The organism is Micromonospora noduli (assembly GCF_003264365.1).
Classification (GTDB): domain Bacteria; phylum Actinomycetota; class Actinomycetes; order Mycobacteriales; family Micromonosporaceae; genus Micromonospora; species Micromonospora noduli.
In genome coordinates, this window is record NZ_PYAK01000073.1 from 1 (window position 1) to 22,906 (window position 22,906).

The window sequence follows — 22,906 nt, forward strand, 5'->3', positions numbered from 1 at the left end:
CTGAAGGCGAGCTGGCGGCCGGCGAAGACGTTGCCGAGCAGGCTCTGCGCGGCGAGCGCGGCCACCACACCGGCCACGCCGGCCGAGGTCAGCACACCGGCGCCGGCCCCGTCCGGTAGCGCCGCCCCGACCGGCAGCGCGACCCCGACCGGCGCCGCGACCCCGACCGGCAGCGCCTCGCCGAAGGTGACCTCGTCGCCCAGCGGCGGTCAGGGCGGAATGGCCCCGGCGTCGCCCAGCGCCACGCCGACTCCCTCCGCGTCCGCCACGGCCTCCCCGAGCGCCGCCGCGCCCAGCGCCAGCGCCGAGCCGGTGCCGGCCAATGTCGAGCAGCAGCGCAAGGTCGTCGAGCAGAAGGTCGGTGCCGCCGCGTGGCAGGCCGCCAACGGGTTGCAGGCCCCGGCCGATCTGACCGCCGACCCGTCGCTGGCCGAGAAGCTCAAGCCGTTCGGCACGCTGTCTCCGCAGGAGGTAGCGGTGCTGCCGGCGCAGATGCAGTTCAACGTGCCGACGATCAGCTGCGCGCAGCTCGACCAGCGCCCCCCGGCGTCGATCTCCGACCCGAAGCAGCAGGTGGTCTCCTGCGAGGACGGCGCGTCGAAGTACCTGCTCGACCAGGCCAAGGTCGAGGGCACCGACGTGTCCGACGCCGACGCGGTGCTCGACCAGACCAACGCCTGGGTGGTCAGCCTGGACTTCACCGGCGACGGCCAGGGCAAGTGGACCTCGCTGACCCGTGAGGCGTTCAACAACGAGGGCCAGGCCTGCGACGCGACTGCGCTGGGCCAGGACGGCAAGTGCCGGGTGGCCGTCGTGCTGGACAACAAGATCGTCTCCTCCCCGGAGATCCAGGGCGTGCTGACCGGCAACTCCCAGATCACCGGCACCTTCACCCAGAAGGACGCCAGCACCCTCGCCGGTCAGCTCCGCTACGGTGCGCTGCCGGTTACCTTCGAGCAGCAGGAGGCGCAGAACGTCACCGCCACGCTGGGCGCCAGCCACCTGCGCGCCGGTCTGCTCGCGGCGGGCATCGGCATGCTGCTGGTCATCATCTACGCGTTCTTCTACTACCGGCTGCTCGGCTCGGTGATCTTCCTGAGCCTCATCCTCTCCGCGCTGCTGGTCTTCGGCGCGCTGGTGGTGCTCGGCCGGCAGATCGGCTTCACGCTCACCCTCGCCGGCATCGCCGGAATGATCGTCTCGCTCGGTGTGGCGGCGGACTCGTTCGTCATCTATTTCGAACGACTGAAGGACGAGATCCGGGAGGGGCGCAGCCCGCGTAGCGCGGTGCCCCGCGCCTGGATCCGGGCCCGTCGGACGATCATCTCGGCCAACGCGATCACCCTGCTCTCCGCAGTGGTGCTCTACGTGGTCTCGGTCGGCACGGTCAAGGGCTTCGCGTTCGCGCTCGGCCTGGCCACGGTGCTGGACCTGGTCGTGGTGTTCCTCTTCCGGCACCCGATCATGACGATGTTCGCCCGGACCCGGGCGTTCCTGTCCCCGCGGGTCAGCGGTCTGGGCCGGGCACTCCCGGCCCGCAACCAGCCGACTCAGCCCCGCAACCCGCGCGCCAAGGAGGCCTGAGATGGCTGAAAACGGTCTGGCGAGCCGCCTCTACAACGGCGAGGCCGGTCTCAACATCGTCGGCCGGCGCAAGCTCTGGTTCGGCGTCGCCGGGGTCCTGGTCCTGATCGCGATCCTCAGCTTCTCGATCCGTGGGTTCAGCCTGGGCATCGAGTTCGCCGGCGGTAACTCGTTCCAGGTGCCGGCCAGCGTCGGCACCCTGGAAGACGCCGAGCGGGAGGTCAACTCGGCCCTCGCCGCCGAGAACACCGGCGTCACGGTGGCCACCACGCAGAAGGTCGGCGGTCCGGGGGGCGACTCCTACGAGCTGCGCACGCCGCAGCTCACCGCCGAGCAGGCGACCGCGGTCAAGGCCCAGATCGCCGAGGACCTCGGCATCAACGTCGACCAGATCAGCGACAACCAGGTCAGTGAGGCCTGGGGCAGCCAGGTGACCGAGCGGGCCCTGCTCGGTCTGGTCATCTTCATCGCGCTGGTGATGGTCTACCTGATCCTGCGCTTCGAGTGGCGGATGGCCGTCGCCGCGGTCGCCTCGCTGATCACGAACCTGATCCTCACCGCCGGCATCTACTCGCTGGTCGGCTTCGAGGTCACCCCGTCGACGATCATCGGCTTCCTCACCATTCTGGGCTTCGCGCTCTACGACGTGGTGGTGGTCTTCGACAAGGTCCAGGAGAACACCCGGGGCATCACGGCCAACAACAACCAGACGTACGCCGAGGCGTCCAACCTGGCCATCAACCAGAGCCTGATGCGGTCGTTGAACACCTCGGTGGTCGCCCTGCTGCCGGTCGGCGGTCTGCTCTTCATCGGTGCCGGCCTGCTCGGCGCCGGCACGCTGAAGGACCTCGGTCTGGTGCTGTTCGTCGGTATGGCGGTGGCGTTCCTGACCTCCATCCTGGTGGCCACCCCGCTGCTGGCGCTGTTGAAGAACTACGACCCGCGGATCCAGGCGCACAACAAGCGCGTCCTGACCCGGCGGGGCGCGGTCGGCCGCGGCGAGGTCACCGGTAAGGGTGCTGCCGCGAGCCCGGTGACCCAGGCCGACGCGACCGACGAGCCGGTCGACCCGGACGCCGCCGCGCTGGCCGGTGCCGCCCCCAAGGTGGGCGCTCGGCCGGCGGGCAAGCGGCCCACCGGTGCCCGGGGCGGTCGCCCGGGTGGCGGCGGCAACCGGCCGGGTGGCGCCAAGCGGCGCTGACCCGACAGGAAACACCCGAACGGCGTCCGGCATGCTGTTGCCGGACGCCGTTCGTCGTTGAAGGAGAGCGAAACAGCCGTGACGGAGACCCACAGCACCGCAGCGCGCGGGGACAGTGGCCCGGAGGTCGCCCGACTGGTCGCCAGTCGGGTGCTGGACGTGCCCGACTTTCCCAAGCCCGGCGTCATGTTCAAGGACCTGATGCCACTGTTCGCCGACGGCAAGGTCTTCCGTGAGGTGATCGACGGGATCGTCGAGTACCACGGGCGGGACGCCTTCGACGTGGTGGTCGGCATCGAGGCGCGCGGGTTCGTCGTCGCGGCGGCCATCGCGTACGCGACCGGCGTGGGTGTGGTGCCGGTGCGCAAGGCCGGCAAGCTGCCCCGCCCGGCGCACTCGGTGTCCTACGAGTTGGAGTACGGCGAGGCCACCCTCGAAGTGCACGAGGACGCCTTCACCGCCGGGCACCGGGTGCTGGTGGTCGACGACGTGCTGGCCACCGGTGGCACCGCCGAGGCGACGCTGGACCTGGTCGAGCGGGCCGGCGGCACCGTCACCGGCTTCACCGTGCTGCTGGAGCTCGGCTTCCTGGGTGGGCGTGAGCGACTGACGCCGCGTCCCGTCCACGCCCTGTTGACTGTTTGAACCGGTCCATACTCCGCTGACCGTTTGATCCCAGAGCTGTCGGATGGACCCGGCGCCGACCGTCCGGCGGAGCGGCAGGGGACCGTCCGTGCGGGTAGCATTGCCCTTTGCTGACGCCGGCGGTACCCCGTCCGGCGAGCGAGACCAGGTCGGCCGATCTTCGGCCGGCGTGTTTCCGGCGAGCGGTGAGGAGGCCGGTGTCCCACGATGTCGTCCCTCCGGCGGAGGGCACGGTGCACCCGACAGGCGACGCTGACGGCTCGGTGACCGACCGGACAGGCGACGCGCCGGCCCGGGTGACGGGCACCGGCAACGGCTCCGGCAGGGCTCCCGGCGAGAGCGCGGTGCGTCCGACCAGCGGCCCGCCGAGCGCCGAGGCGTCTCCCGGCGCCGATGGTGTCGTGGTGCCGTTCCCGACCGACGCCGGCATCGACCCGTCGCCCAGTGGTGGCTTCGGGTTGTCCAACGCGCCCACCGGCCGGCGGGTCCGGGCCCGGCTGGCCCGGTTCAACGCGCCCTGGCAGACCTCTCAGGTCAGCGAGGTGCTGGAGCCGCTCATCGCCAGCCACCGGGACAACCACCCCAAGGCGGACGCCCGGCTGCTCCAGCGCGCCTTCGACACGGCCGCGCGGTGGCACTCCGGGCAGTACCGCAAGTCCGGTGACCCCTACATCACCCACCCGCTCGCGGTGGCGACGATCCTCGGCAACCTGGGGATGGACACCACCACGCTGGTCGCCGCGCTGCTGCACGACACCATCGAGGACACCGAGTACACCCTCGACCAGATGCGCGCCGACTTCGGTGGCGAGGTCGCCCTGCTGGTCGACGGCGTCACCAAGCTCGACAAGGTCAAGCTGGGCGACGCGGCCAAGGCCGAGACGATCCGCAAGATGGTCGTGGCCATGGCCAAGGACCCGCGGGTGCTGGTGATCAAGCTGGCCGACCGGCTGCACAACATGCGGACCCTGACCTTCCTGCCCCGCCCCAAGCAGGAGCAGAAGGCCAAGGAGACGCTGGAGATCCTGGCGCCGCTGGCGCACCGGCTCGGTATGAACACGATCAAGTGGGAGCTGGAGGATCTGTCCTTCGGCACTCTCTTCCCGAAGCGCTACGAGGAGATCAACCGGCTGATCGGGGAGCACCAGCCGCAGCGCGAGGCGCTGCTGCGGCAGGTGACGCAGAAGGTGCAGACCGACCTGAAGGCCGCCAAGATCAAGGCGGAGACCACCGGGCGGCCGAAGCACCTCTACTCGATCTACCAGAAGATGATCGTGCGGGGTCGTGACTTCAACGACATCTACGACCTGGTGGGTGTGCGGATCCTGGTCGACACGGTTCGGGACTGCTACGCGGCGCTGGGGGTCATCCACGCCAACTGGCAGCCGGTGCCGGGCCGGTTCAAGGACTACATCGCAATGCCCAAGTTCAACATGTACCAGTCGTTGCACACGACGGTCATCGGGCCCACCGGCAAGCCGGTGGAGATGCAGATCCGCACGTACGCGATGCACCGCACCGCGGAGTTCGGCATCGCCGCGCACTGGAAGTACAAGGAGCACAAGGGCACTCAGATCGTCGGCCCGCCGGCGCACATCGACGAGATGACCTGGCTGCGGCAGTTGCTCGACTGGCAGCGTGAGGCGGCCGACCCGAGCGAGTTCCTGGACGCGCTGCGCTTCGACCTGTCCAGCCAGGAGGTGTACGTCTTCACCCCGAAGGGTGACGTCATCCCGCTGCCGACCGGGTCGACACCTGTGGACTTCGCGTACGCGGTGCACACCGAGGTGGGGCACAAGTGCATCGGGGCGCGGGTCAACGGCAAGCTGGTGCCGCTGGAGTCGACGCTGTCCAACGGCGACGTGATCGAGATCTTCACGTCGAAGTCCGAGACGGCCGGCCCGACGCAGGACTGGCTGGGCTTCGTCAAGAGCCCGCGCGCCCGCACGAAGATCCGGCAGTACTTCAACAAGGAGCGGCGCGAGGAGGCGATCGAGGCCGGCAAGGACGCGATCGTCAAGGCGATGCGCAAGCAGGGCATGCCCCTGCAGCGGATGCTCACCTCCGACGCGCTCATGTCGATCGCCCGGGACCTGCACCTGGCCGACGTGGCCTCGCTCTACGCGGCGGTCGGCGACAGCCAGGTCTCCGCGCAGTCGGTGGTGCAGAAACTGATGGCCGCGTACGGCGGCGAGGAGGGCGCGGCGGAGGACATCGCCGAGACCGCCGTCGCCACCCGGCCTCCGCGCAGCCGGCAGAGCAGTAGCGACCCGGGCGTGGTGGTCCGGGGCGTCAGCGACGTCTGGATCAAGCTGGCCCGCTGCTGCACACCGGTCCCACCGGACTCGGTGTTCGGCTTCGTCACCCGCTCCGGCGGAGTGAGCGTGCACCGCGACGACTGCGCCAACGCCGAGGACCTGCGCGCGCAGAGCGAGCGGGTCGTCGAGGTGAGTTGGAAGCTCACCTCCGCGTCGACGTTCCTGGTCGCCATACAGGTCGAGGCTCTGGACCGGCACAAGCTGCTGGCCGACGTCACCCGGGTGCTCTCCGACGAGCGGGTCAACATCCTCTCCGCCACCGTCACCACCACCCGCGACCGGGTGGCGGTGAGCCGGTTCAGCTTCGAGATGGCCGACCCGAAGCACCTGGGCCACCTGCTGGCAACGGTCCGCAAGGTCGACGGCGTCTTCGACGCCTACCGGGTCACCTCCGGGGCCTGACGCCCACCGATCCGTTCCGCGGCTCGACGCGTACCCCGAGAACACGACAGCGCCCGCCGGCTCAGCCGGCGGGCGCTTCGTCGTGCGCGCGGGGGTCAGCCCTGCGGGTTGCTCATCGTGAGGTCCTTGATGATGAGCTCCTTCTTCGGGTGCCCACCACCGGGCTGCGGGGCGAAGGCACCGTCGTCGCCGGCCTTGGCCACGTCCTTGACGATGTCCAGACCGCCGGTGACGGTGCCGAGCACCGTGTACGTCGCGTCCAGCGGCGAGTCGCCGTAGACGATGAAGAACTGGCTGCCGGTGCTGCCCGGCTGGCCGGAGTTGGCCATCGCGATGACACCCTCCGGGTACGGCGGGCGCTTGTCGGTGGGCAGGTTCTCCTCGGGCAGGCGGTAGCTCGGTCCGCCCTGGCCGTCGGTGGGGCGCCAGCCGTTGCCGGTGGCGCTGGGGTCACCGCACTGCAACACCTTGATGCCCTCGGTCACCATCCGGTGGCACTTGGTGTTGTCGAAGAAGTTCTTCTCCGCGAGGTGGGTGAAGCTGCCCGCCGTGCACGGCACCAGCGACCGGTCAACCTTGGCGGTGATCGGGCCGAGGTTGGTGTCGAGCGTCATGGTCTGGACGCCCTTGGCGGACTGCTGGTTGCTCGGCACCCCCACGTCCTTGATCTGCGGGGGCCGCTGCTCGGTGGGCAGCGCGGTGTACGCGCACTCGGCCGCGCCCGCCGCCGGCGCGGCGGTGTCGCTCTTGTTGTCGTCGTCGCCGCCGAGGCTCACCGCCAGCCAGACGGTGCCGGCGACCACGAGCACCAGCGCGGCAGCCGCGCTGACGATCGCCGTCGTCTGCCGGCGCTTGCGGGCCTTGGCCGCGCGCTCGGCCATCTCCTTCTCGAGCCGGGCGCGTGCCGCCGCGCGCTGCCGCTCTCTGGTGGACGTCACGCCTGGATCCTCCTGGCTGTCTGCTGCTGGGTGCCGCTTGGGTGGGTGGTGGCGCCCGGTCAGCCGGCGCTCGGGCTGCTGGCCGGGGTGCCGGAGGCCGAGGGAGCCGGTGCCGCACCGGTGACCGGCTCACCGACCGTGAGGCTCTGGATCGTCACATCGGTGCTGGGCTTGACCTTCGCCCCGGTCCCATTGTCCACGGTCGGGAGGGCGCCGATCTTCTCCACCACGTCCAGCCCGCCGGTCACCCGGCCGATGACCGGGTACTTCGGGTCGGCGGTGGTGAAGTCCTTGAAGAAGATCAGGAACTGGCTGCCGTTGCTGCCCGGCGGGTTGGAGACCATGGTCACCGTGCCCTTCGGGTACGTCGGCGGCTGGCCGGGGGCCGGACTGGCCGACGGCGACGCCGACGGCACGGTCGGCAACTCCTCGTCGTAGAACGAGTAGGTCGGCCCACCAAGACCCGTGCCGCTGGGGTCGCCGCAGCGCAGCGCGCCCTCGGCGGTGATCTCGTGGCACTTGGTGTTGTCGTAGAACGACCGGCTCGCCAGGTGGGCGATGCTCGCGGCCGCGCACGGGGAGTTGGTCAGGTTCAGTTCCGCGGTGATCGGCGCGCCCTGGTTGGTGGTCACGGTCATCGCCCGGGTGCCGTCGGTGGGCAGATCCTTGGTGGCCGGCGTGCCGACGTCCTTGAGGTTGGTGTTGGCCGTCGCGTCCTGCGGCGTCCAGAGGCAGGTCTCCTCCGCGGCCGTGTTCTGCTTCGGGTCGGAGTCGAACGCCCCGAGCGCCCAGGCTGAGCCGGCCACGACCAACACGAGGATCAGAGCGGCGCCAACTCCGGCCTGGATCTGCCGTCGGCGCCGCGTCGAGGCGGCCCGGCGAGCCAACTGCCGGTCGAGCTTGGCCCGCGCCAGTTTGCGCTGCCGGTCCCTGCTGGAAGCCACCCGTGCTCCCCTTTCCTCTACCTGGTCGTCGCCGGCGGCCGGTCGCCCCGGCCCGTCCGGGCGTCACGTGTGCCGCGCCACACGCCCGCCAGAGTGTACGGCTAGTGACTGGGAATGTGGTGTACGAGGTCCACCCCGTGCCGAGCAGCGCTTATCGGAGGTTGTCACTGTGCCCTACGGGGCGCGTGGGACGGACGCGGCAAACTCGCTCGGCCCGCCCGATAGGCTGCTGTGCAGGACGACAGCTGCTCGACGGAAAGGACAGTGCCCGTGCTCGTGGCCGGCTTTCCCGCGGACGCCTTCGGCACCAACTGCTACGTGGTTGCCACCGCGCCGGGGGAGCAGTGCGTGGTGGTCGACCCCGGCATCGGGGTGCTCGACCAGCTCGACGCGCTGCTCGCCGAGCACCGCCTGCATCCGGCCGCCGTGCTGCTCACCCACGGGCACCTCGACCACACCTTCTCGGTCGCGCCGGTCTGCGGCGCGCGCGGCATCACCGCGTACGTGCACCCCGGTGACCGGGAGATGCTGGCCGACCCGTCCAAGGGCCTCTCGACCGACCTGACGTCGCTCTTCGGCGGCCGGCTGAGCTACACCGAGCCGGACGACGTGGCGGAGTTGACCGACGGCGCCACCCTCACGCTCGCCGGCCTGGAGATCGCCGTCGACCATGCCCCGGGCCATACCGGCGGGTCGGTGCTGTTCCGGCTGCCGGGCGCCGGGTCGAGCTGGGAGGCTGACGAGCTGTGCCTCTCCGGTGACGTCCTCTTCGCCGGGTCGATCGGCCGCACCGACCTGCCGGGCGGGAGCATGCCAGCCATGCTCACCAGCCTGCGCGACAAGATTCTTCCGCTGGCCGACGACACCGTCGTGCTGCCCGGTCACGGCCCCAGCACCACCATCGGCCGCGAGCGCGCCAGCAACCCGTACCTCATCGAGGTGGCTGGCACGTCGCCGGCCGCCCCCACCCGGGGCCTCTAGATCTTCTGTCCGCGCCGCGCGCGGACCCACGACACCACCGCGCCACCGGCGCGGAACCGCAAGGAGTACGCCGATGAGCAAGCCCACGCCCATCTCCGGCTTCCCGGAGTGGACCCCCGGCCAGCGGATGATCGAGCAGTTCGTGCTCGACAAGATCCGGGCCACCTTCGAGCTGTACGGCTTCGCGCCGCTGGAGACCCGCGCCGTGGAGCCGCTGGACCAGCTGCTGCGCAAGGGCGAGACCTCGAAGGAGGTCTACGTGATCCGGCGGCTGCACGCCGACGCCGAGGGTGCCGGTGGTGACGACCAGCTCGGCCTGCACTTCGACCTGACCGTGCCGTTCGCCCGGTACGTGCTGGAGAACGCCGGCAAGCTGAGCTTCCCGTTCCGCCGCTACCAGATCCAGAAGGTGTGGCGGGGCGAGCGGCCGCAGGAGGGCCGCTACCGGGAGTTCATCCAGGCCGACATCGACATCGTCGACCGGGACACCCTCGCCGCGCACCACGAGGCGGAGATGCCGCTGGTCATCGGGGACGCGCTGCGCTCGTTGCCGATCCCACCGGTGACGATCCAGGTCAACAACCGCAAGATCTGCGAGGGTTTCTACCGGGGCATCGGGCTGACCGACCCGGAGGCGGCGCTGCGCGCCGTGGACAAGCTCGACAAGATCGGCCCGGCGAAGGTGGCCGAGCTGCTGGCCCAGACCGCCGGGGCGAGCGAGGCACAGGCCAAGGCGTGCCTGGCGTTGGCCGAGATCTCCGCCCCGGACGCCTCGTTCGCCGACGCCGTCCGGGCGCTCGGGGTGAGTGACCCGCTGCTCGACGAGGGCATCGAGGAGCTGGTCCGGGTGGTGGACACCGCCGCCGAGCACTCGCCCGGCCTCTGCGTGGCGGACCTGCGCATCGCCCGTGGACTGGATTACTACACGGGCACCGTCTACGAGACCCAGCTGCGCGGCTACGAGCGCTTCGGTTCGATCTGCTCCGGCGGCCGGTACGACAACCTGGCCAGCGCCGGCACCGTCTCGTACCCGGGGGTGGGGATCTCGATCGGCGTGACCCGGCTGCTCGGTCTGCTCTTCGGCGCGGGGGAGCTGTCGGTCTCGCGGGAGGTGCCGACAGCTGTGCTCGTCGCGGTGACCAGCGAGGAGCAACGTACGGCCAGCAACCGGGTGGCCGAGGCGCTGCGGCGGCGCGGGGTGCCGACCGAGGTGTCGCCGAGCGCGGCGAAGTTCGGCAAGCAGATCCGCTACGCCGAGCGGCGGGGCATCCCGTACGTCTGGTTCCCCGGTGCCGAGGGAGCGCCGGACGAGGTGAAGGACATCCGCTCGGGTGAGCAGGTCACGGCCGGTGCGGGGGAGTGGATGCCACCCCTGGCGGACGTCAAGCCCACTGTCGGTTGAGTGTCCCCACTGGCGCTGACGGCCGCGGGGACCTACGGTAGCGTAAGTTACGCCACCGTAGGGAGTTTCTCGTGACCGTCAGCACCACAGTGAGCCAGACCGCGCTGCTCGTCGAGTTGGAGCCGGTTGTCGCACGCAACCTGGACCGCCACCTCTCGCTCGCCAAGGAGTGGTTCCCGCACGAGTACGTGCCGTGGAGCGAAGGGCGGACCTTCGACGGGCCGCTCGGCGGCGAGGCGTGGTCACCGACCGACTCCACCATCCCGGACGTGGCCCGCACGGCGCTGATCGTGAACCTGCTGACCGAGGACAATCTGCCCTCGTACCACCACGAGATCGCCACCCTGTTCGGTCGCGACGGCGCGTGGGGCACCTGGGTGCACCGGTGGACCGCCGAGGAGGGGCGGCACGGCGTCGCGATCCGCGACTACCTGACCGTCAGCCGGGCGGTCGACCCGGTGGCGTTGGAGCGGGCCCGGATGACGCACATGTCGGAGGGCTACACCAACGCCCACGGCGACGAGGTGCTGCACTCGCTGGCGTACGTCTCGTTCCAGGAGCTGGCCACCCGGATCTCGCACCGCAACACCGGCAAGGCCACCGGCGACCCCACCTGCGAGGCGCTGCTGGCCCGGGTGGCCGCCGACGAGAACCTGCACATGGTCTTCTACCGCAACCTGCTCGCGGCCGCGTTCGAGCTGGCTCCGAGTCAGGCCATGCGGGCCGTCGCCGACGTGGTGGCCGACTTCCAGATGCCGGGCAGCGGCATCGACGGATTCGCCCGCAAGTCGGTGGCGATCGCCCTGGCCGGCATCTACGACCTGCGCCAGCACCGCGACGAGGTGCTGCAGCCGGTCCTGCGTCAGTGGGACGTTTTCAACGTGACCGGCCTCAACGCCGACGGCGAGGCCGCCCGCGAGCAGCTCGCCGCCCAGCTGGAGAACCTGGACCGCGCCGCGAGCCGCTTCGAGGAGAAGCGCGACGCCCGAGCCGCCCGCCTAGCCCTCCGCTAGAACCACCCACCCCCCCACCCCCCTTGCTCGCGTTGATCAAGAGGTTTCGGTCACCGGAGGCCGGTTTCCTGACGCAAACCCCTTGATCACCGCAGCGAGGGCGGGGGTGGGGGAGGAAGTGGAGTCGGGGTTAGGGGAGGGGGAGGATCAGGCAGGTGCTGGTGGCGTGGGCTATCAGGCGGTCGGTGGCGTCGGTGATGCGGGCCTCGGCCAGCGCCGTACGGCGGCCGCGTTGCAGCACCGTCCCCTCGCACCGCAGGGTGCCGCTGTCGACGGTGACCGGGCGGAGGAACTTCACGTTGAGATCCAGCGAGGTGTAGCCGACGCCGGCGGGCAGGGTGGTGTGCACGGCGCACCCGGCGGCGGTGTCCAGCAGGGTCGAGAGCACGCCACCGTGGACGCTGCCGAGCGGGTTGTAGTGGAACTCCTGTGGAGTCAGCTCGACGACGACCCGGCCCTCGTCGGCTTCCATCCGGGTCATGTCGAGAAGGTGCATCACCGGCGGCGCGGCGAGTTCGCCGGCGATCATCGCCCGGAGCATGTCCAGGCCGCTGCGTCGACCGACCTGGGCGGCGTTGACCGACGGGTCCGCCCAGGTGAAGGTACGGCTGCGCACTGGTTCCTGCGTCTGCGTCATGGACGCAGCGTGGCAGCAGGTTGCTGAGTCTGTCAACGAGATCTAGCCTAACCGGATGCGACCCGCGGCTCTGGACTGGTCAGTGGAGAACTGCACCATCGCCCGCGCGATGGAGGTCCTCGGTGAGCGGTGGACCCTGGTGGTGCTCCGCGAGGTGTTCACCGGCGTACGCCGCTTCGACGACATGCGGGTACGCACCGGCATTCCGCGTCAGGTGCTGACCAACCGGCTCGCCAGCCTGGTGGAACAGGGCGTGCTGAGTCGCGAGCCGTACCGGGAGCCCGGCAGTCGACTGCGCCACGAGTACCGGCTCACGGAGAAGGGCCTGGATCTGTGGCCGGTGCTGGTCGCCGTCCTCGGTTGGGGCGACCGGTACCTCGCCGACGCGGAGGGCCCACCGCTCAGTGTCACGCACCGCGACTGTGGCGCCGAGGTGCGCGCCGAACTGCGCTGCGCCGAGGGACACGACGTGGGTCGGCCCCGCGACGTGGTGCCCAGCCCGGGCCCCGGCGCCCGTCGCCGTACCCCCTGACCCGAGCCCGCCGCACGCCCGGACGTCCGTTGCCCGCCGCACCCTGACGCCCCGTCGCCCGCCCGACGCCCGGCGCGGGAAGACATCGATGATCGTGCGCGCCGAATGTGACCGGATGTCGGTTGGGTGTGACGCTGGCTGTTCACCAGCGTGTCAGGGGTGTTGCGGCCATGTGGCCAACCGAGATCGGTGAATCCGGGCGAATTCAAGCCTTGTTAATGATCTTAAGTATGTGAATACTTCAGTCTCAGCCGGCCGGTTTCCCCAGATCGGCCGCGTTGCCCTCGGGTCAGCCGCCCCCGGCAGACCCGCTCCCCCGCCCAGGAGGTTTGTTACATGCGACCCACGAGGTCCTCATTCCGCGTTGCGGCCACAGTCGCCGTTTCCGGAACCCTGGTCGTCGGCTCGCTCATCGGCGCGCCCGCCCAGGCCGCTCCTGCCGCGTCGCCCGACGCCGCCGCCGCGATCTCCGCGGAACTCGGCGACCGCTCCGCCGGCTCGTACATCGACGCCAGCGGCAAATCCGTCGTCACGGTGACCGACGCGGCCGCCGCCAGCAAGGCGAGCAAGGCCGGCGCCGTCGTCCGCTACGTCACCCGCGGCGCCGCCGAGCTCAACCGGGCCACGGCCGAGCTGGAGCGCTCCGCCAAGATCCCGGGCACCGCCTGGTGGAGTGACCCGGTCACCAACCAGGTCGTCGTCTCCGTCGACAGCACTGTCACCGGGGCCAAGCTGGAGCGGGTCAAGGCCGCCGCCGCGCGGGCCAACGGCGCGGTCCGGGTCGAGGCCGAGGCGGGCGTGCTGAGCACCCGGATCTCCGGCGGCCAGGCCATCTACGCCGGCGGGGGCGGGCGCTGCTCGCTCGGCTTCAACGTGCGCAGTGGCAGCACCTACTACTTCCTGACTGCCGGGCACTGCACGAACATCTCGGCCAGCTGGTACTCGAACTCCGCCCAGACCTCGCTGCTCGGTTCCCGTACCGGCACCAGCTTCCCGGGCAACGACTACGGCATCGTGCGGCACAACAACTCGGCCAACGCCGCCGGCAACGTCTCCCTCTACAACGGCAGCTTCCGGGACATCACCGGTGCCGGCAACGCCTCCGTCGGCCAGTCGGTGCAGCGCTCCGGCAGCACCACCGGCCTGCGCAGCGGCTCGGTGAACGCGACCAACGCCACTGTGAACTACGCCGAGGGCTCGGTCTCCGGTCTGATCCGCACCAACGTCTGCGCCGAGCCGGGCGACAGCGGCGGCTCGCTGTTCGCCGGCGGCACCGCCCTGGGTCTGACCTCCGGTGGTAGCGGCAACTGCCGCACCGGTGGCACGACCTTCTTCCAGCCGGTCACCGAGGCGCTCAGCCGCTACGGCGTCAGCGTCTTCTGATCCACGCACCGCTCGCGGGCCGCCGGAACCTTCCGGCGGCCCGCGTCGCGTTGACGGCCACCGGACCCGCCGTCGCCGGGCGACGACTCACGGCAGTCGGTCGGGGCGCCCGGGAGTGGGCCCGCTCGGTGGTCCGAGGGGATCCGGGGGTACGACGCCGATCGTCGGCAGGTCCGGGCCGACGCGTACGGTGCCGCCGGTCGACCAGGCGAGGTGCGCCCGCCGGGCGGAGAGGACCGCCAGCAGCGGCCAGAGGGAGACCGCCACCGCCGTCACCCGCTCGGCCAGCCCGGTGCGGGACCCACTGGTCACCTCGAACGCGCACCAGCCGAAGAGCGCGAGCAGCACGAGCGTGGTGCTCAGCCCCACCGCCCGGCGGAACGCCCAGGGCGGCTCCGGTCGAGTGGGGTGCTCGGTGTCGTGACCGCGCGGCAGCCGCAGTGCCGAGCCGGCCGGCCAGAGCACCAGGGCGAGGACGGCCACCGTCGCCGCGACGCCGTGGCTGAGCGAACCGCCGACCGGCGGCCGGGGAAAGGCGACCAGCGCGATGGTGGCCACACCACCGATCGCGAGCAGGAAGCGGCTGGGCAGCCCGGCCGCGTGCAGGACGGCGGCGACCGACAGGTAACAGCAGCCGAGCAGCACCAGGGCCACCACCATGATCCAGGCGTCGGTGGCGTCCTGTCCGGCCAGCTCGCTAATGGTGTCCCGGACCGGGTCGTACCCGACGGGCTGTCGGGCCTGCGCCACCGTCCAACCGGCCACCAGCAGCACGGGCGCCGCCGCCGCCGTGGCGACGGCCCAGTTCGGTACGGGCCGCATTTCGCCACGTTAACCGGTGCGGCTGCCGGGGGAGTCGGGTTCGCCGGTCCACCCCACCAGCGAATCGTGCCGGCCTGCCGGGTGCCCGGAGGCGGGGCTGCCACCCCTGACAGAATGCGGGTGAGGACTGTTCCACGATGAGGAGTTGCCAGCCGTGATCCGTACCCACAATGCCGGAAGCCTGCGCGCCGCGGACGCCGGCTCGACGGTGACGCTCGCCGGCTGGGTGGCCCGCCGCCGCGACCACGGCGGGGTCATCTTCGTCGACCTGCGCGATGGTTCCGGTGTTGTCCAGGTGGTGTTCCGCGAGGAAGATGCGCACGCGCTGCGCAACGAGTTCTGCGTGAAGGTCGTCGGCGAGGTGACCCGCCGCCCGGCCGGCAACGAGAACCCGGAGCTGCCCACCGGCGAGGTCGAGGTGACCGTCGTCGAGCTGGAGGTGCTCTCCGAGGCGGCGCCGCTGCCGCTGCCGGTGGACGACCAGATCGAGGCCGGCGACGACATTCGACTCCGGTACCGCTACCTGGACCTGCGCCGCAGCGGCCCGGCGAACGCGCTGCGGCTGCGCTCGCGCGCCAGCCAGCTCGCCCGGGGTGTGCTGCACGAGCGGGACTTCCTGGAGATCGAGACGCCGACGCTGACCCGCTCGACGCCGGAGGGCGCCCGCGACTTCCTGGTGCCGGTGCGGCTCCAGCCCGGCAGCTGGTACGCGCTGCCGCAGTCGCCGCAGCTGTTCAAGCAGCTGCTGATGGTCGGTGGCATGGAGCGGTACTACCAGATCGCCCGCTGCTACCGCGATGAGGACTTCCGCGCCGACCGGCAGCCGGAGTTCACCCAGCTCGACATCGAGATGTCGTTCGTCACCGAGGACGACGTGATCGACCTCGGCGAGGCGATCGTCTCGACGCTGTGGAAGAACCTGGCCGGGCACGAGATCACCCGACCGATCCCGCGGATCACCTGGCACGACGCGATGGCCCGGTACGGCTCGGACAAGCCGGACCTGCGCTACGGCGTCGAGCTGACCGAGCTGACCGAGTACCTGCGCGGCACCGAGTTCCGGGTCTTCGCCGGGGCGATCGACGCGGGCGGCTACGTCGGCGCGGTGGTGATGCCGGGAGGCGCGGCGCAGAGCCGCAAGGAGCTGGACGGCTGGCAGGACTGGGCGAAGGCGCGTGGCGCGCGCGGCCTGGCGTACGTGGTGCTGGACGCCGAGACCGGCGACGCGCGCGGCCCGGTGGCGAAGAACCTCTCCGCCGAGCACCTGGGCGGGCTCGCCGACGCGGTCGGCGCCAAGCCGGGTGACGCGGTCTTCTTCGCCGCGAGCGCCACCACCCGGGAGGCGCAGGAGCTGCTCGGGGCGGCCCGGGTCGAGATCGCCAAGCGGTCCGGCCTGATCGACGAGAGCGCCTGGGCGTTCTGCTGGGTGGTCGACGCGCCGATGTTCGAGCGCACGGACGAGGGCGGTTGGACGGCCGTGCACCACCCGTTCACCTCGCCGAACGCGGAGTGGGTCGACCGGTTCGAGGAGGCTCCGGACCGGGCCCTGGCGTACGCGTACGACATCGTCTGCAACGGCAACGAGATCGGCGGCGGGTCGATCCGTATCCACCGGGGTGACGTGCAGAAGCGGGTCTTCGACCTGCTCGGCATCACTCCCGAGGAGGCGCAGGACAAGTTCGGCTTCCTGCTGGAGGCGTTCAAGTACGGCGCGCCGCCGCACGGCGGTATCGCCTTCGGCTGGGACCGGGTCTGCATGCTGCTCGCCGGCGCGGACTCCATCCGTGAGGTCATCGCCTTCCCGAAGACCCGGGGTGGTTTCGACCCGCTGACCAGTGCACCCACCCCGATCACCGCCCAGCAGCGCACCGAGGCCGGCATCGACGCCAAGCCCAAGCCCGCCGCAGCGGCCCACACCGGAACGGCAGGCCCCGCAGCCCCGGTAGCAGACCCGGTCTGACCCCCCCGTCACTGCTTGGTTGATCAAGAGGTTTGCGTCATCATCGCCCCGCGAGATGACGCAAACCTCTTGATCGTCAGTGGGGGAGTGGGCTGGGATGCGGGTGCTTGTTGTCGGGGGTAGTGGGTTACTCGGGCGGTCGGTCTGTCGGCGGGGCGTCAGCGCCGGGTGGTCGATGGTCGGGACGTTTCACTCCGGTGAGATCGATGTGCCGGGAGTCGCGGCACGGCGGCTGGACGTGACCGACCGGTCCGCCGTGCGTGCGCTGGTCGCCGAGGTGCGGCCGGACGCCGTGGTCGGGACCCCCTACCGGTACGGGGACTGGGCGGTCACCGCCGACGGGGCAGCGCACGTGGCGCTCGCCGCCGCCGAGGTGGGTGCCCGGCTGGTGCACGTGTCCAGCGACGCGCTGCACGCCGGACGACCCGTGCCGTACGCCGACGACGAACCACCCACGCCGGTGCACGCGTACGGTGCCGCGAAGGCGGCGGCCGAGACCGCCGTACGGGCGATCGACCCGGGTGCGGCGCTGGTGCGGACCTCCCTGATCGTGGGGGAGGGGAGTAAGCAGATCCAGCTCTGCCGGGACGCGCTCGCCGGCCGGGCCACCCTGTTCAGCGACGAACTGCGCTGCCCGATCGACGTGACTGACCTGGCCGACGCCGTGCTGGAGTTGGCCGCCTCGACGTACTCCGGTCTGCTCAACGTGGCGGGCCCGGACGCGGTCAGCCGGGCCGAGCTGGGCCTGCTGGTCGCCGAGCGGTACGGCCTGGCCGCGGCGGGGTTGAGGACCACCACCAGCGCAACCAGCGGCCTGGTCCGTCCCCTGGACGTACGCCTCGACTCCGCGCGCGCCGCCGCCCTGCTACGCACCCGGCTGCGCGGGGTACGCGAACTCCTCGCCAGCTGAGCGGCACATGCACACTTCCTATGCATAACTCTTGTGCATAGGAAGTGTGCAGAGATAGTGTGCAGTCATGGAGACCCCCCCACCCGACGGCCGCACCGAGCCACGGCGCGTCGATCTGGACGGCCGGCAGGTTCGCGTGCTGGCCCACCCACTGCGGATGCGGCTGCTCGGCTCGCTGCGCATCGACGGTCCGGCGACCGCGACGGCCCTCGCCGAGAAGTTGGGCACCAACACCGGCGCGACCAGCTACCACCTGCGGCAACTCGCCGAGGTGGGGCTCGTGGCCGAGGACCCCGACCGGGGCACCAGTCGGCAGCGCTGGTGGCAGGCAGCGCACGACATGAGTCACTTCGACCCCACCGACTTCGACGAAGACCCCGATACCCGCGCCGCCGTGCAATGGATCCAAGCCGACCAGGTGCGGCTGATGGGTGAGCTGGCCGAGCGCTGGATGGCCGTCGAGCACCACCAGTCTCCGGCCTGGCGCGACGCCGCCGGGATGAGTGACCTGGTGCTGCCGCTCGACCCGGACCGGCTACGTGCTCTCAGCGACGACCTCTGGGCGGTGTTGATGCGTTACCGCGACGAAGCCGTGACCGACGCCCCGGACGTCAAACCCGTGCACGTGTTCCTGGCCGGTTTCCCGCGTCTGGACGAGCGCTGGTGAGCGCGAGGAGTGAGCCGGGTTTGCGAGCCCCGCAGTCGCGAACGGAGGTGTCGTCGTGAGCGCGCTGACCGTACGACAGGTTCGGCGTCGTTACCTCACGCTCTACGGCCTGCGCTGGCTGCCCACGGGTCTGATGATCCCGGTGATGATCCTGCTGATGCAGGAGCGCGGCCTGTCGCTGCCGCAGATCGGCCTGGTCTCCACGGCGCAGGGGCTGCTGGTGCTGGCGCTGGAGCTGCCCACCGGCGGGCTCGCCGACGCCCTCGGCCGTCGACCGGTGCTGCTCGCCGCCGGGGTGCTGAACCTCGCCTCGCTGGCGCTGTTCGCGGTGGCCGACTCGTTCGTGCTGTTCTTCGTGGTCTGGGCTCTGCAGGGCATCTACCGGGCGTTGGACAGCGGCCCGTTGGAGTCCTGGTACGTCGACGCCACCCTGGCCGCCGACCCGGAGGCCGAGTACGAGCGCGGTCTCGGCTACGCCGGCACCGTCATCGGTGGGGCCATCGCCGGTGGCGCGCTGCTCAGCGGTGGTCTCATCGCGCTCGGTCCGATCGGGCCGGTCAGCGCGCTGACGGTGCCCGTGTTGGCCGCCATCGTCGCGCAGGCGGCGGCGCTCGTCGCGCTGGTCGTGCTGCTGGTCGAGGAGCGTCCGGCCACGGGGTTCGCGGCGCTGCGGGCCTCGGTGGTCCAGGCGCCCCGGATGATCGGCCAGGCCGTCGGCCTGCTGCGTCGTTCCCGGGTGCTGCTGGCGTTGGTGGCCGTCGAGCTGTTCTGGGGCTTCGGCATGGTCACCTTCGAGTCGCTGCTGCCGGTACGGCTCGCCGAGGTGATCGGCGACCCGGAACGCGCCGCGGCGCTGCTCGGGCCGGCGAACTCGGCGGCCTGGCTCGCCTCGGCCGCCGGCGCGGCACTGACCCCACTGCTGCTGCGCTGGTTCGGCGCAGCGCCGGGTGCGGCCCTGCTGCGCATCCTCCAGGGCGTGACGGTGGTCGGAATGGGGTTGTTCGCCGGGCCGGTCGGCGTGCTGGTGGCCTACCTGGCCTGCTACGCCGTGCACGGCGCGTCCAACCCGTTGCACAGTGGCCTGCTGCACCGGCAGGTCGACGGCCCGTACCGGACCAGCGTGCTTTCGCTGAACTCGATGATGGCGCAGCCGGCCGGCGCGCTCGGCGGGGTGGTGCTCACCGCGCTCGCCGCCGCCACCAGCGTCAGCACCGCGATGGTGGTCGGTGCTGTGGTGTTGGCCGTCGCCGCCCCGCTCTACCTGCCCGCCTGGCTGGCCGGGCGTCGGGCCGCCCCGGCTGTGGAGTCGACAGCGGTTCCGGTTGCCGCCGCCGACCGTTGAGAAGGGGGCCCTTTGTCCGCGAGGGGCCCCCTCTGCCGGTCAGGCGAGGCGGATCGAGCTGAGCGGGAGGGTGTTGGTGTAGCCGAGCCGACGGTAGAGCCGCCCCGCGGCGACATTGTGCGTGTAGACGCCGAGCCCAACCATGTCGTGGCGCGCCAGTAGCGCCCGGGTCATCCCCGCGGTCAGGGACGCGCCCAGCCCTCGACCTCGTTGGTCGGGGGCGACGGTCAGGCCGGCGAGGAAGCCGATGTCACCCTGGCTGCGGTCCGCGCCGCACGCCACCAACCGGTCGCCGGCCCGGATGCCGTACCAGTCGACCACCCGTGGGTCGCCCGGTCGGGAGGTACTGCTGGGGAACGACTCTTCGACCAGCGCCGCCAGCGCCGGCTGGTCGGCGTCGGTGAGGCGTACCACCGGCTGCTCGTCCGACTGCGCCGGCGGCACCGTGTCGGTCCAGTGGAAGTCCCAGTCGCTGTGCTCGGCCACCGCCAGCCGGTCGACCAGTCGACCGCGATCGTGTCGAGGCAGGTGCAGCCGCTGTCCGGGCTGGAGCATTCCGTCGGCGGCGAGCGCGACACAGATCTCCAGCGCCGGTTCGGCCGGGCCGATCGCGCAGCCGGCCGGTCCGTACTCCGGCGGCACCAACCACAGCACGGCGCCATCACGCTGGTACGCGCGCGCCGGCACGGCCCGCCCGAGCGCGTGCCGGGCGAACGGGTGATGGCCGACGGCGGCCAGGACGGCGCTCCGGTCCTGGAGCACCCGGTCGTGGATGATCATGCGGTCCAGCCTAGGAGCCGGCTGTTGATTGCCTCCGCCGGGCCCTCGCGGCGTGGCCGTCTCCACCGTGGAGATTGACGAGTCGACCGATTGGGTACATCACGCGCCGACCTACTGGGAACCCCCACCGGAGGACCGACATGCTCGCCATCCTGGCCGCGATTGTCTTCGGCTTCGCCCTGCTCATCGATTTGCTCGACACCAACTTCGGCGCACCCGACCTGTTCAACTGGAACACCCTCGTGCTCATCGGACTGCTCCTGCTCTCGCTCTACCTGGCCGGCGTGGGCAGTGGCCCGCGCGGCGGTGGCGGCGGTGGCGGTGGCCGTTGGTACCGGGGCCGTCGCCCCGGGCGTGGCTGACCGGAACCGATCACCGGTGGCGGGCCTGCGGCGCGATTCCGGCGTCGTGGGCCCGGCCCGGTACTGTCTTCGTGATGGAGTCCGACGCCCTCTTCTCCCTCGGTGAACCCGCCGGGTCGCGTAGCGCGCCCGACGGTCCCGCCGGTGTCGACGGCTTCACCGCGGTGGCCGACGATTCGCCCCTGCCCGTCCGGATGCGCCCGGTGACCCTCGACGAGCTGGTCGGGCAGGAGCACCTGCTCGCTCCCGGCGCACCCCTGCGGCAACTGGTCTCCGGCGGGGCGCCGATGTCGGTGATCCTCTGGGGCCCGCCGGGCAGCGGCAAGACCACCATCGCGCACCTGGTGGCCGGGGCCACCGATCGCCGCTTCGTGGCCATGTCGGCGCTCTCCGCCGGCGTGAAGGACGTCCGGGCGGTGATCGAGGCGGCTCGCCGTCAGCGCCGTTCCGGCGGCCCGCAGACCGTGCTGTTCATCGACGAGGTGCACCGGTTCAGCAAGACCCAACAGGATTCGCTGCTCGCCGCCGTCGAGGACCGCACTGTCACCCTGCTGGCGGCCACCACCGAAAACCCGTACTTCTCTGTCATCTCACCGCTGCTGTCGCGGTGCGTGCTGCTCACCCTGCAACCGTTGGACGACGAGGCGGTGCGGGGCCTGCTGCGCCGCGCGGTCGCCGACAAGCGTGGCCTGGACGGCGCCCTGGCCCTGACCACCGAGGCCGAGGATCACCTGGTCCGGCTGGCCGCCGGTGACGTCCGTAAGGCACTCACCGCCCTGGAGGCCGCGGCGGCCTCCGCCACGGCCCTCGGCGGCGGGCGGATCGACCTCGCCACTGCCGAGCAGGCCGTCGACGTCGCGGCGGTGCGTTACGACCGCGACGGCGACGCCCACTACGACGTGGTCAGCGCCTTCATCAAGAGCATGCGCGGCTCGGACGTGGACGCGGCGGTGCACTGGCTGGCCCGCATGCTGGTCGCCGGTGAGGACGCCCGGTTCATCGCCCGTCGCCTGGTCATCTTCGCCAGCGAGGACGTGGGCATGGCCGATCCCAGTGCGCTGAGCGTGGCGACCGCCGCCGCGCACGCGGTCGAGTACGTCGGGCTGCCCGAAGCGCAGCTCAACCTCGCCCAGGCGGTGATCCACCTGGCCACCGCGCCCAAGTCGAACTCGGCCACCACGGCCATCGGCGCCGCGATCGCCGACGTCCGGGCCGGTCGCGGTGGCCCGGTGCCGCGAGGGCTGCGCGACGCGCACTACGCCGGCGCCCGAGGGTTGGGCCACGGGACCGGTTACCGCTACCCGCACGACGACCAGCGCGGCGTGGTCACCCAGCAGTACGTCCCGGACGACCTGGTGGGCACCGACTACTACCAGCCCAGCCCGCACGGCGCGGAGCGATCGGTGGCCAGCCGGTTGCCGCTGCTGCGCCGGATCGTGCGTGGCCTGCCGGCTCCGGCCGCGCGCCCGCAGACGCCGACAGCCGAGCCGTCCGTAACGGCGCAGACCGCGCCAGCGCTATCCCCGGGGGTCGCCCGTCCGACGACGGGCACGGGTGCCCCCGGCACGATGCAGGACAGCGGCACCGACGCCGCAGGAGAGGGTCAACAGTGAGATCGCGTGGTGGGGACCGCCCGGACGAGGGCCCGGACGAGCGGCGCGATCCCCGCGCCAAGACCCGCCGTTGGGGTCGCGGCCGGCCGGCTGAGCCCGAGCCGGAGGCGCCGGTCGCCGGCGAGGAGTTCGGCTGGATCGACGACCTGCGTTCGGCCAAGCAGCAACGCACCGAGCTGGGCCCGGACGGCGCACCGGCGGAGCCGAACCGGCCCCGCGGGGGCATGCCGCCGGCAGACCCGGCCGGACCGCCGGCACAGCCCATCCCGCGTACGCCGGGAGAGCCGGCCGGTGCGCGCGGTGGTGCGCCGGAGTCCTCGGCGCCGCCGGCCCCGCCCCAGAGTGAACCGGGCGGTGCCGCCGCCCGTCGACCGGTCGACGGGCCCTGGCCCGGGGAGACGCCGCCAGCGGGTCGTCGCCCGGTCGACGACGCCGACTTCGTGGTCGCCGCCGGCCCGGCTGCCAGCGAG

The 22,906-nt window shown here is 71.5% G+C and carries 20 protein-coding genes and 1 pseudogene; 16 read left to right on the forward strand and 5 right to left on the reverse strand.

Annotated features, from left to right (window positions below):
* From secD to GUI43_RS30090, 4 genes are all read left to right on the forward strand, one after another.
* Positions 1 to 1,584 (forward strand): protein translocase subunit SecD (gene secD / locus GUI43_RS30075; protein WP_211326780.1); only part of this gene is annotated, 1,584 nt, incomplete at its 5' end.
* A 1-nt stretch (position 1,585) separates the two neighbouring features.
* Positions 1,586 to 2,785, forward strand: a complete 1,200-nt coding sequence (gene secF, locus GUI43_RS30080) for a protein translocase subunit SecF (RefSeq protein ID WP_112584550.1) — start codon at positions 1,586 to 1,588, stop codon at positions 2,783 to 2,785.
* Positions 2,786 to 2,863: 78 nt separating this feature from the next.
* Positions 2,864 to 3,430, forward strand: coding sequence for an adenine phosphoribosyltransferase (locus GUI43_RS30085; RefSeq protein WP_112584551.1), 567 nt, complete (start codon positions 2,864 to 2,866; stop codon positions 3,428 to 3,430).
* Positions 3,431 to 3,627: 197 nt separating this feature from the next.
* Positions 3,628 to 6,150, forward strand: a complete 2,523-nt coding sequence (locus GUI43_RS30090; protein WP_112584552.1) for a RelA/SpoT family protein — start codon at positions 3,628 to 3,630, stop codon at positions 6,148 to 6,150.
* 95 nt (positions 6,151 to 6,245) lie between these two features.
* Here GUI43_RS30090 and GUI43_RS30095 read toward each other — a convergent pair whose 3' ends face one another.
* Positions 6,246 to 7,088 (reverse strand): peptidylprolyl isomerase, encoded by an 843-nt coding sequence (locus GUI43_RS30095; protein ID WP_112584553.1) that lies wholly within the window; start codon positions 7,086 to 7,088, stop codon positions 6,246 to 6,248.
* A gap of 59 nt (positions 7,089 to 7,147) precedes the next feature.
* Positions 7,148 to 8,032, reverse strand: coding sequence for a peptidylprolyl isomerase (locus GUI43_RS30100; protein WP_091401832.1), 885 nt, complete (start codon positions 8,030 to 8,032; stop codon positions 7,148 to 7,150).
* 270 nt (positions 8,033 to 8,302) lie between these two features.
* Here GUI43_RS30100 and GUI43_RS30105 point away from each other — a divergent pair, with 270 nt between their 5' ends.
* From GUI43_RS30105 to GUI43_RS30115, 3 genes are all read left to right on the forward strand, one after another.
* A complete protein-coding gene (locus GUI43_RS30105; RefSeq protein WP_091401834.1) occupies positions 8,303 to 9,013 on the forward strand; it encodes an MBL fold metallo-hydrolase in 711 nt (236 codons plus the stop codon).
* A gap of 73 nt (positions 9,014 to 9,086) precedes the next feature.
* Positions 9,087 to 10,415: a histidine--tRNA ligase gene (gene hisS / locus GUI43_RS30110; protein ID WP_112700310.1), complete on the forward strand. Its 1,329-nt coding sequence runs from the start codon at positions 9,087 to 9,089 to the stop codon at positions 10,413 to 10,415.
* A 71-nt stretch (positions 10,416 to 10,486) separates the two neighbouring features.
* A complete protein-coding gene (locus GUI43_RS30115) occupies positions 10,487 to 11,428 on the forward strand; it encodes an acyl-ACP desaturase (protein ID WP_181518646.1) in 942 nt (313 codons plus the stop codon).
* Between the two features lie 130 nt (positions 11,429 to 11,558).
* Here GUI43_RS30115 and GUI43_RS30120 read toward each other — a convergent pair whose 3' ends face one another.
* Positions 11,559 to 12,065: a PaaI family thioesterase gene (locus GUI43_RS30120; protein ID WP_112584555.1), complete on the reverse strand. Its 507-nt coding sequence runs from the start codon at positions 12,063 to 12,065 to the stop codon at positions 11,559 to 11,561.
* Positions 12,066 to 12,120: 55 nt separating this feature from the next.
* Between GUI43_RS30120 and GUI43_RS30125 the strand changes: the two genes are divergently transcribed.
* Positions 12,121 to 12,597 carry a winged helix-turn-helix transcriptional regulator gene (locus GUI43_RS30125; RefSeq protein WP_112584556.1) on the forward strand — a complete coding sequence of 159 codons (477 nt, stop codon included), beginning with the start codon at positions 12,121 to 12,123 and terminating at the stop codon, positions 12,595 to 12,597.
* A gap of 336 nt (positions 12,598 to 12,933) precedes the next feature.
* Entirely contained in the window at positions 12,934 to 13,980 is a 1,047-nt protein-coding gene (locus GUI43_RS30130) for a S1 family peptidase (protein ID WP_112584557.1), read from the forward strand.
* Between the two features lie 87 nt (positions 13,981 to 14,067).
* Here the strand turns inward: GUI43_RS30130 and GUI43_RS30135 are convergent, their stop codons facing one another.
* Positions 14,068 to 14,802, reverse strand: a complete 735-nt coding sequence (locus tag GUI43_RS30135; RefSeq protein WP_091401843.1) for a DUF998 domain-containing protein — start codon at positions 14,800 to 14,802, stop codon at positions 14,068 to 14,070.
* A 154-nt stretch (positions 14,803 to 14,956) separates the two neighbouring features.
* Between GUI43_RS30135 and aspS the strand changes: the two genes are divergently transcribed.
* From aspS to GUI43_RS30155, 4 genes are all read left to right on the forward strand, one after another.
* Positions 14,957 to 16,762, forward strand: coding sequence for an aspartate--tRNA ligase (gene aspS, locus GUI43_RS30140; RefSeq protein ID WP_112700311.1), 1,806 nt, complete (start codon positions 14,957 to 14,959; stop codon positions 16,760 to 16,762).
* 97 nt (positions 16,763 to 16,859) lie between these two features.
* The gene (locus tag GUI43_RS30145) at positions 16,860 to 17,672 is read left to right on the forward strand and encodes an SDR family oxidoreductase (protein ID WP_112700312.1); all 813 of its coding nucleotides are present in this window, start codon (positions 16,860 to 16,862) and stop codon (positions 17,670 to 17,672) included.
* 67 nt (positions 17,673 to 17,739) lie between these two features.
* Positions 17,740 to 18,339, forward strand: coding sequence for a winged helix-turn-helix domain-containing protein (locus GUI43_RS30150; protein ID WP_112584560.1), 600 nt, complete (start codon positions 17,740 to 17,742; stop codon positions 18,337 to 18,339).
* A gap of 55 nt (positions 18,340 to 18,394) precedes the next feature.
* Positions 18,395 to 19,681 carry an MFS transporter gene (locus GUI43_RS30155; RefSeq protein WP_112700313.1) on the forward strand — a complete coding sequence of 429 codons (1,287 nt, stop codon included), beginning with the start codon at positions 18,395 to 18,397 and terminating at the stop codon, positions 19,679 to 19,681.
* 39 nt (positions 19,682 to 19,720) lie between these two features.
* Here GUI43_RS30155 and GUI43_RS30160 read toward each other — a convergent pair whose 3' ends face one another.
* Positions 19,721 to 20,461 carry a GNAT family N-acetyltransferase gene (locus GUI43_RS30160; RefSeq protein WP_112584562.1) on the reverse strand — a complete coding sequence of 247 codons (741 nt, stop codon included), beginning with the start codon at positions 20,459 to 20,461 and terminating at the stop codon, positions 19,721 to 19,723.
* Between the two features lie 140 nt (positions 20,462 to 20,601).
* Between GUI43_RS30160 and GUI43_RS30165 the strand changes: the two genes are divergently transcribed.
* The 3 genes and pseudogenes from GUI43_RS30165 to GUI43_RS30175 all read left to right on the forward strand — a co-directional run.
* Positions 20,602 to 20,823 carry a hypothetical protein gene (locus GUI43_RS30165; RefSeq protein ID WP_112584563.1) on the forward strand — a complete coding sequence of 74 codons (222 nt, stop codon included), beginning with the start codon at positions 20,602 to 20,604 and terminating at the stop codon, positions 20,821 to 20,823.
* 74 nt (positions 20,824 to 20,897) lie between these two features.
* Complete coding sequence (locus GUI43_RS30170) at positions 20,898 to 22,436, forward strand: replication-associated recombination protein A (RefSeq protein ID WP_112604459.1); 1,539 nt, start codon at positions 20,898 to 20,900, stop codon at positions 22,434 to 22,436.
* Positions 22,433 to 22,906, forward strand: a pseudogene (locus tag GUI43_RS30175) (hypothetical protein); the annotation flags it as partial. The gene GUI43_RS30170 and the pseudogene GUI43_RS30175, both read left to right, overlap by 4 nt.

Excerpts from the sequence above, each read along its gene's own strand:
- secF (WP_112584550.1), top strand. The coding sequence starts at position 1,586 with ATGGCTGAAAACGGTCTGGCGAGCCGCCTCTACAACGGCGAGGCCGGT.
- hisS (WP_112700310.1), top strand. The coding sequence starts at position 9,087 with ATGAGCAAGCCCACGCCCATCTCCGGCTTCCCGGAGTGGACCCCCGGC.
- GUI43_RS30120 (WP_112584555.1), bottom strand. The coding sequence starts at position 12,065 with ATGACGCAGACGCAGGAACCAGTGCGCAGCCGTACCTTCACCTGGGCG.
- GUI43_RS30125 (WP_112584556.1), top strand. The coding sequence starts at position 12,121 with ATGCGACCCGCGGCTCTGGACTGGTCAGTGGAGAACTGCACCATCGCC.
- GUI43_RS30130 (WP_112584557.1), top strand. The coding sequence starts at position 12,934 with ATGCGACCCACGAGGTCCTCATTCCGCGTTGCGGCCACAGTCGCCGTT.
- GUI43_RS30135 (WP_091401843.1), bottom strand. The coding sequence starts at position 14,802 with ATGCGGCCCGTACCGAACTGGGCCGTCGCCACGGCGGCGGCGGCGCCC.
- GUI43_RS30145 (WP_112700312.1), top strand. The coding sequence starts at position 16,860 with ATGCGGGTGCTTGTTGTCGGGGGTAGTGGGTTACTCGGGCGGTCGGTC.
- GUI43_RS30150 (WP_112584560.1), top strand. The coding sequence starts at position 17,740 with ATGGAGACCCCCCCACCCGACGGCCGCACCGAGCCACGGCGCGTCGAT.
- GUI43_RS30160 (WP_112584562.1), bottom strand. The coding sequence starts at position 20,461 with ATGATCATCCACGACCGGGTGCTCCAGGACCGGAGCGCCGTCCTGGCC.
- GUI43_RS30165 (WP_112584563.1), top strand. The coding sequence starts at position 20,602 with ATGCTCGCCATCCTGGCCGCGATTGTCTTCGGCTTCGCCCTGCTCATC.
- GUI43_RS30170 (WP_112604459.1), top strand. The coding sequence starts at position 20,898 with ATGGAGTCCGACGCCCTCTTCTCCCTCGGTGAACCCGCCGGGTCGCGT.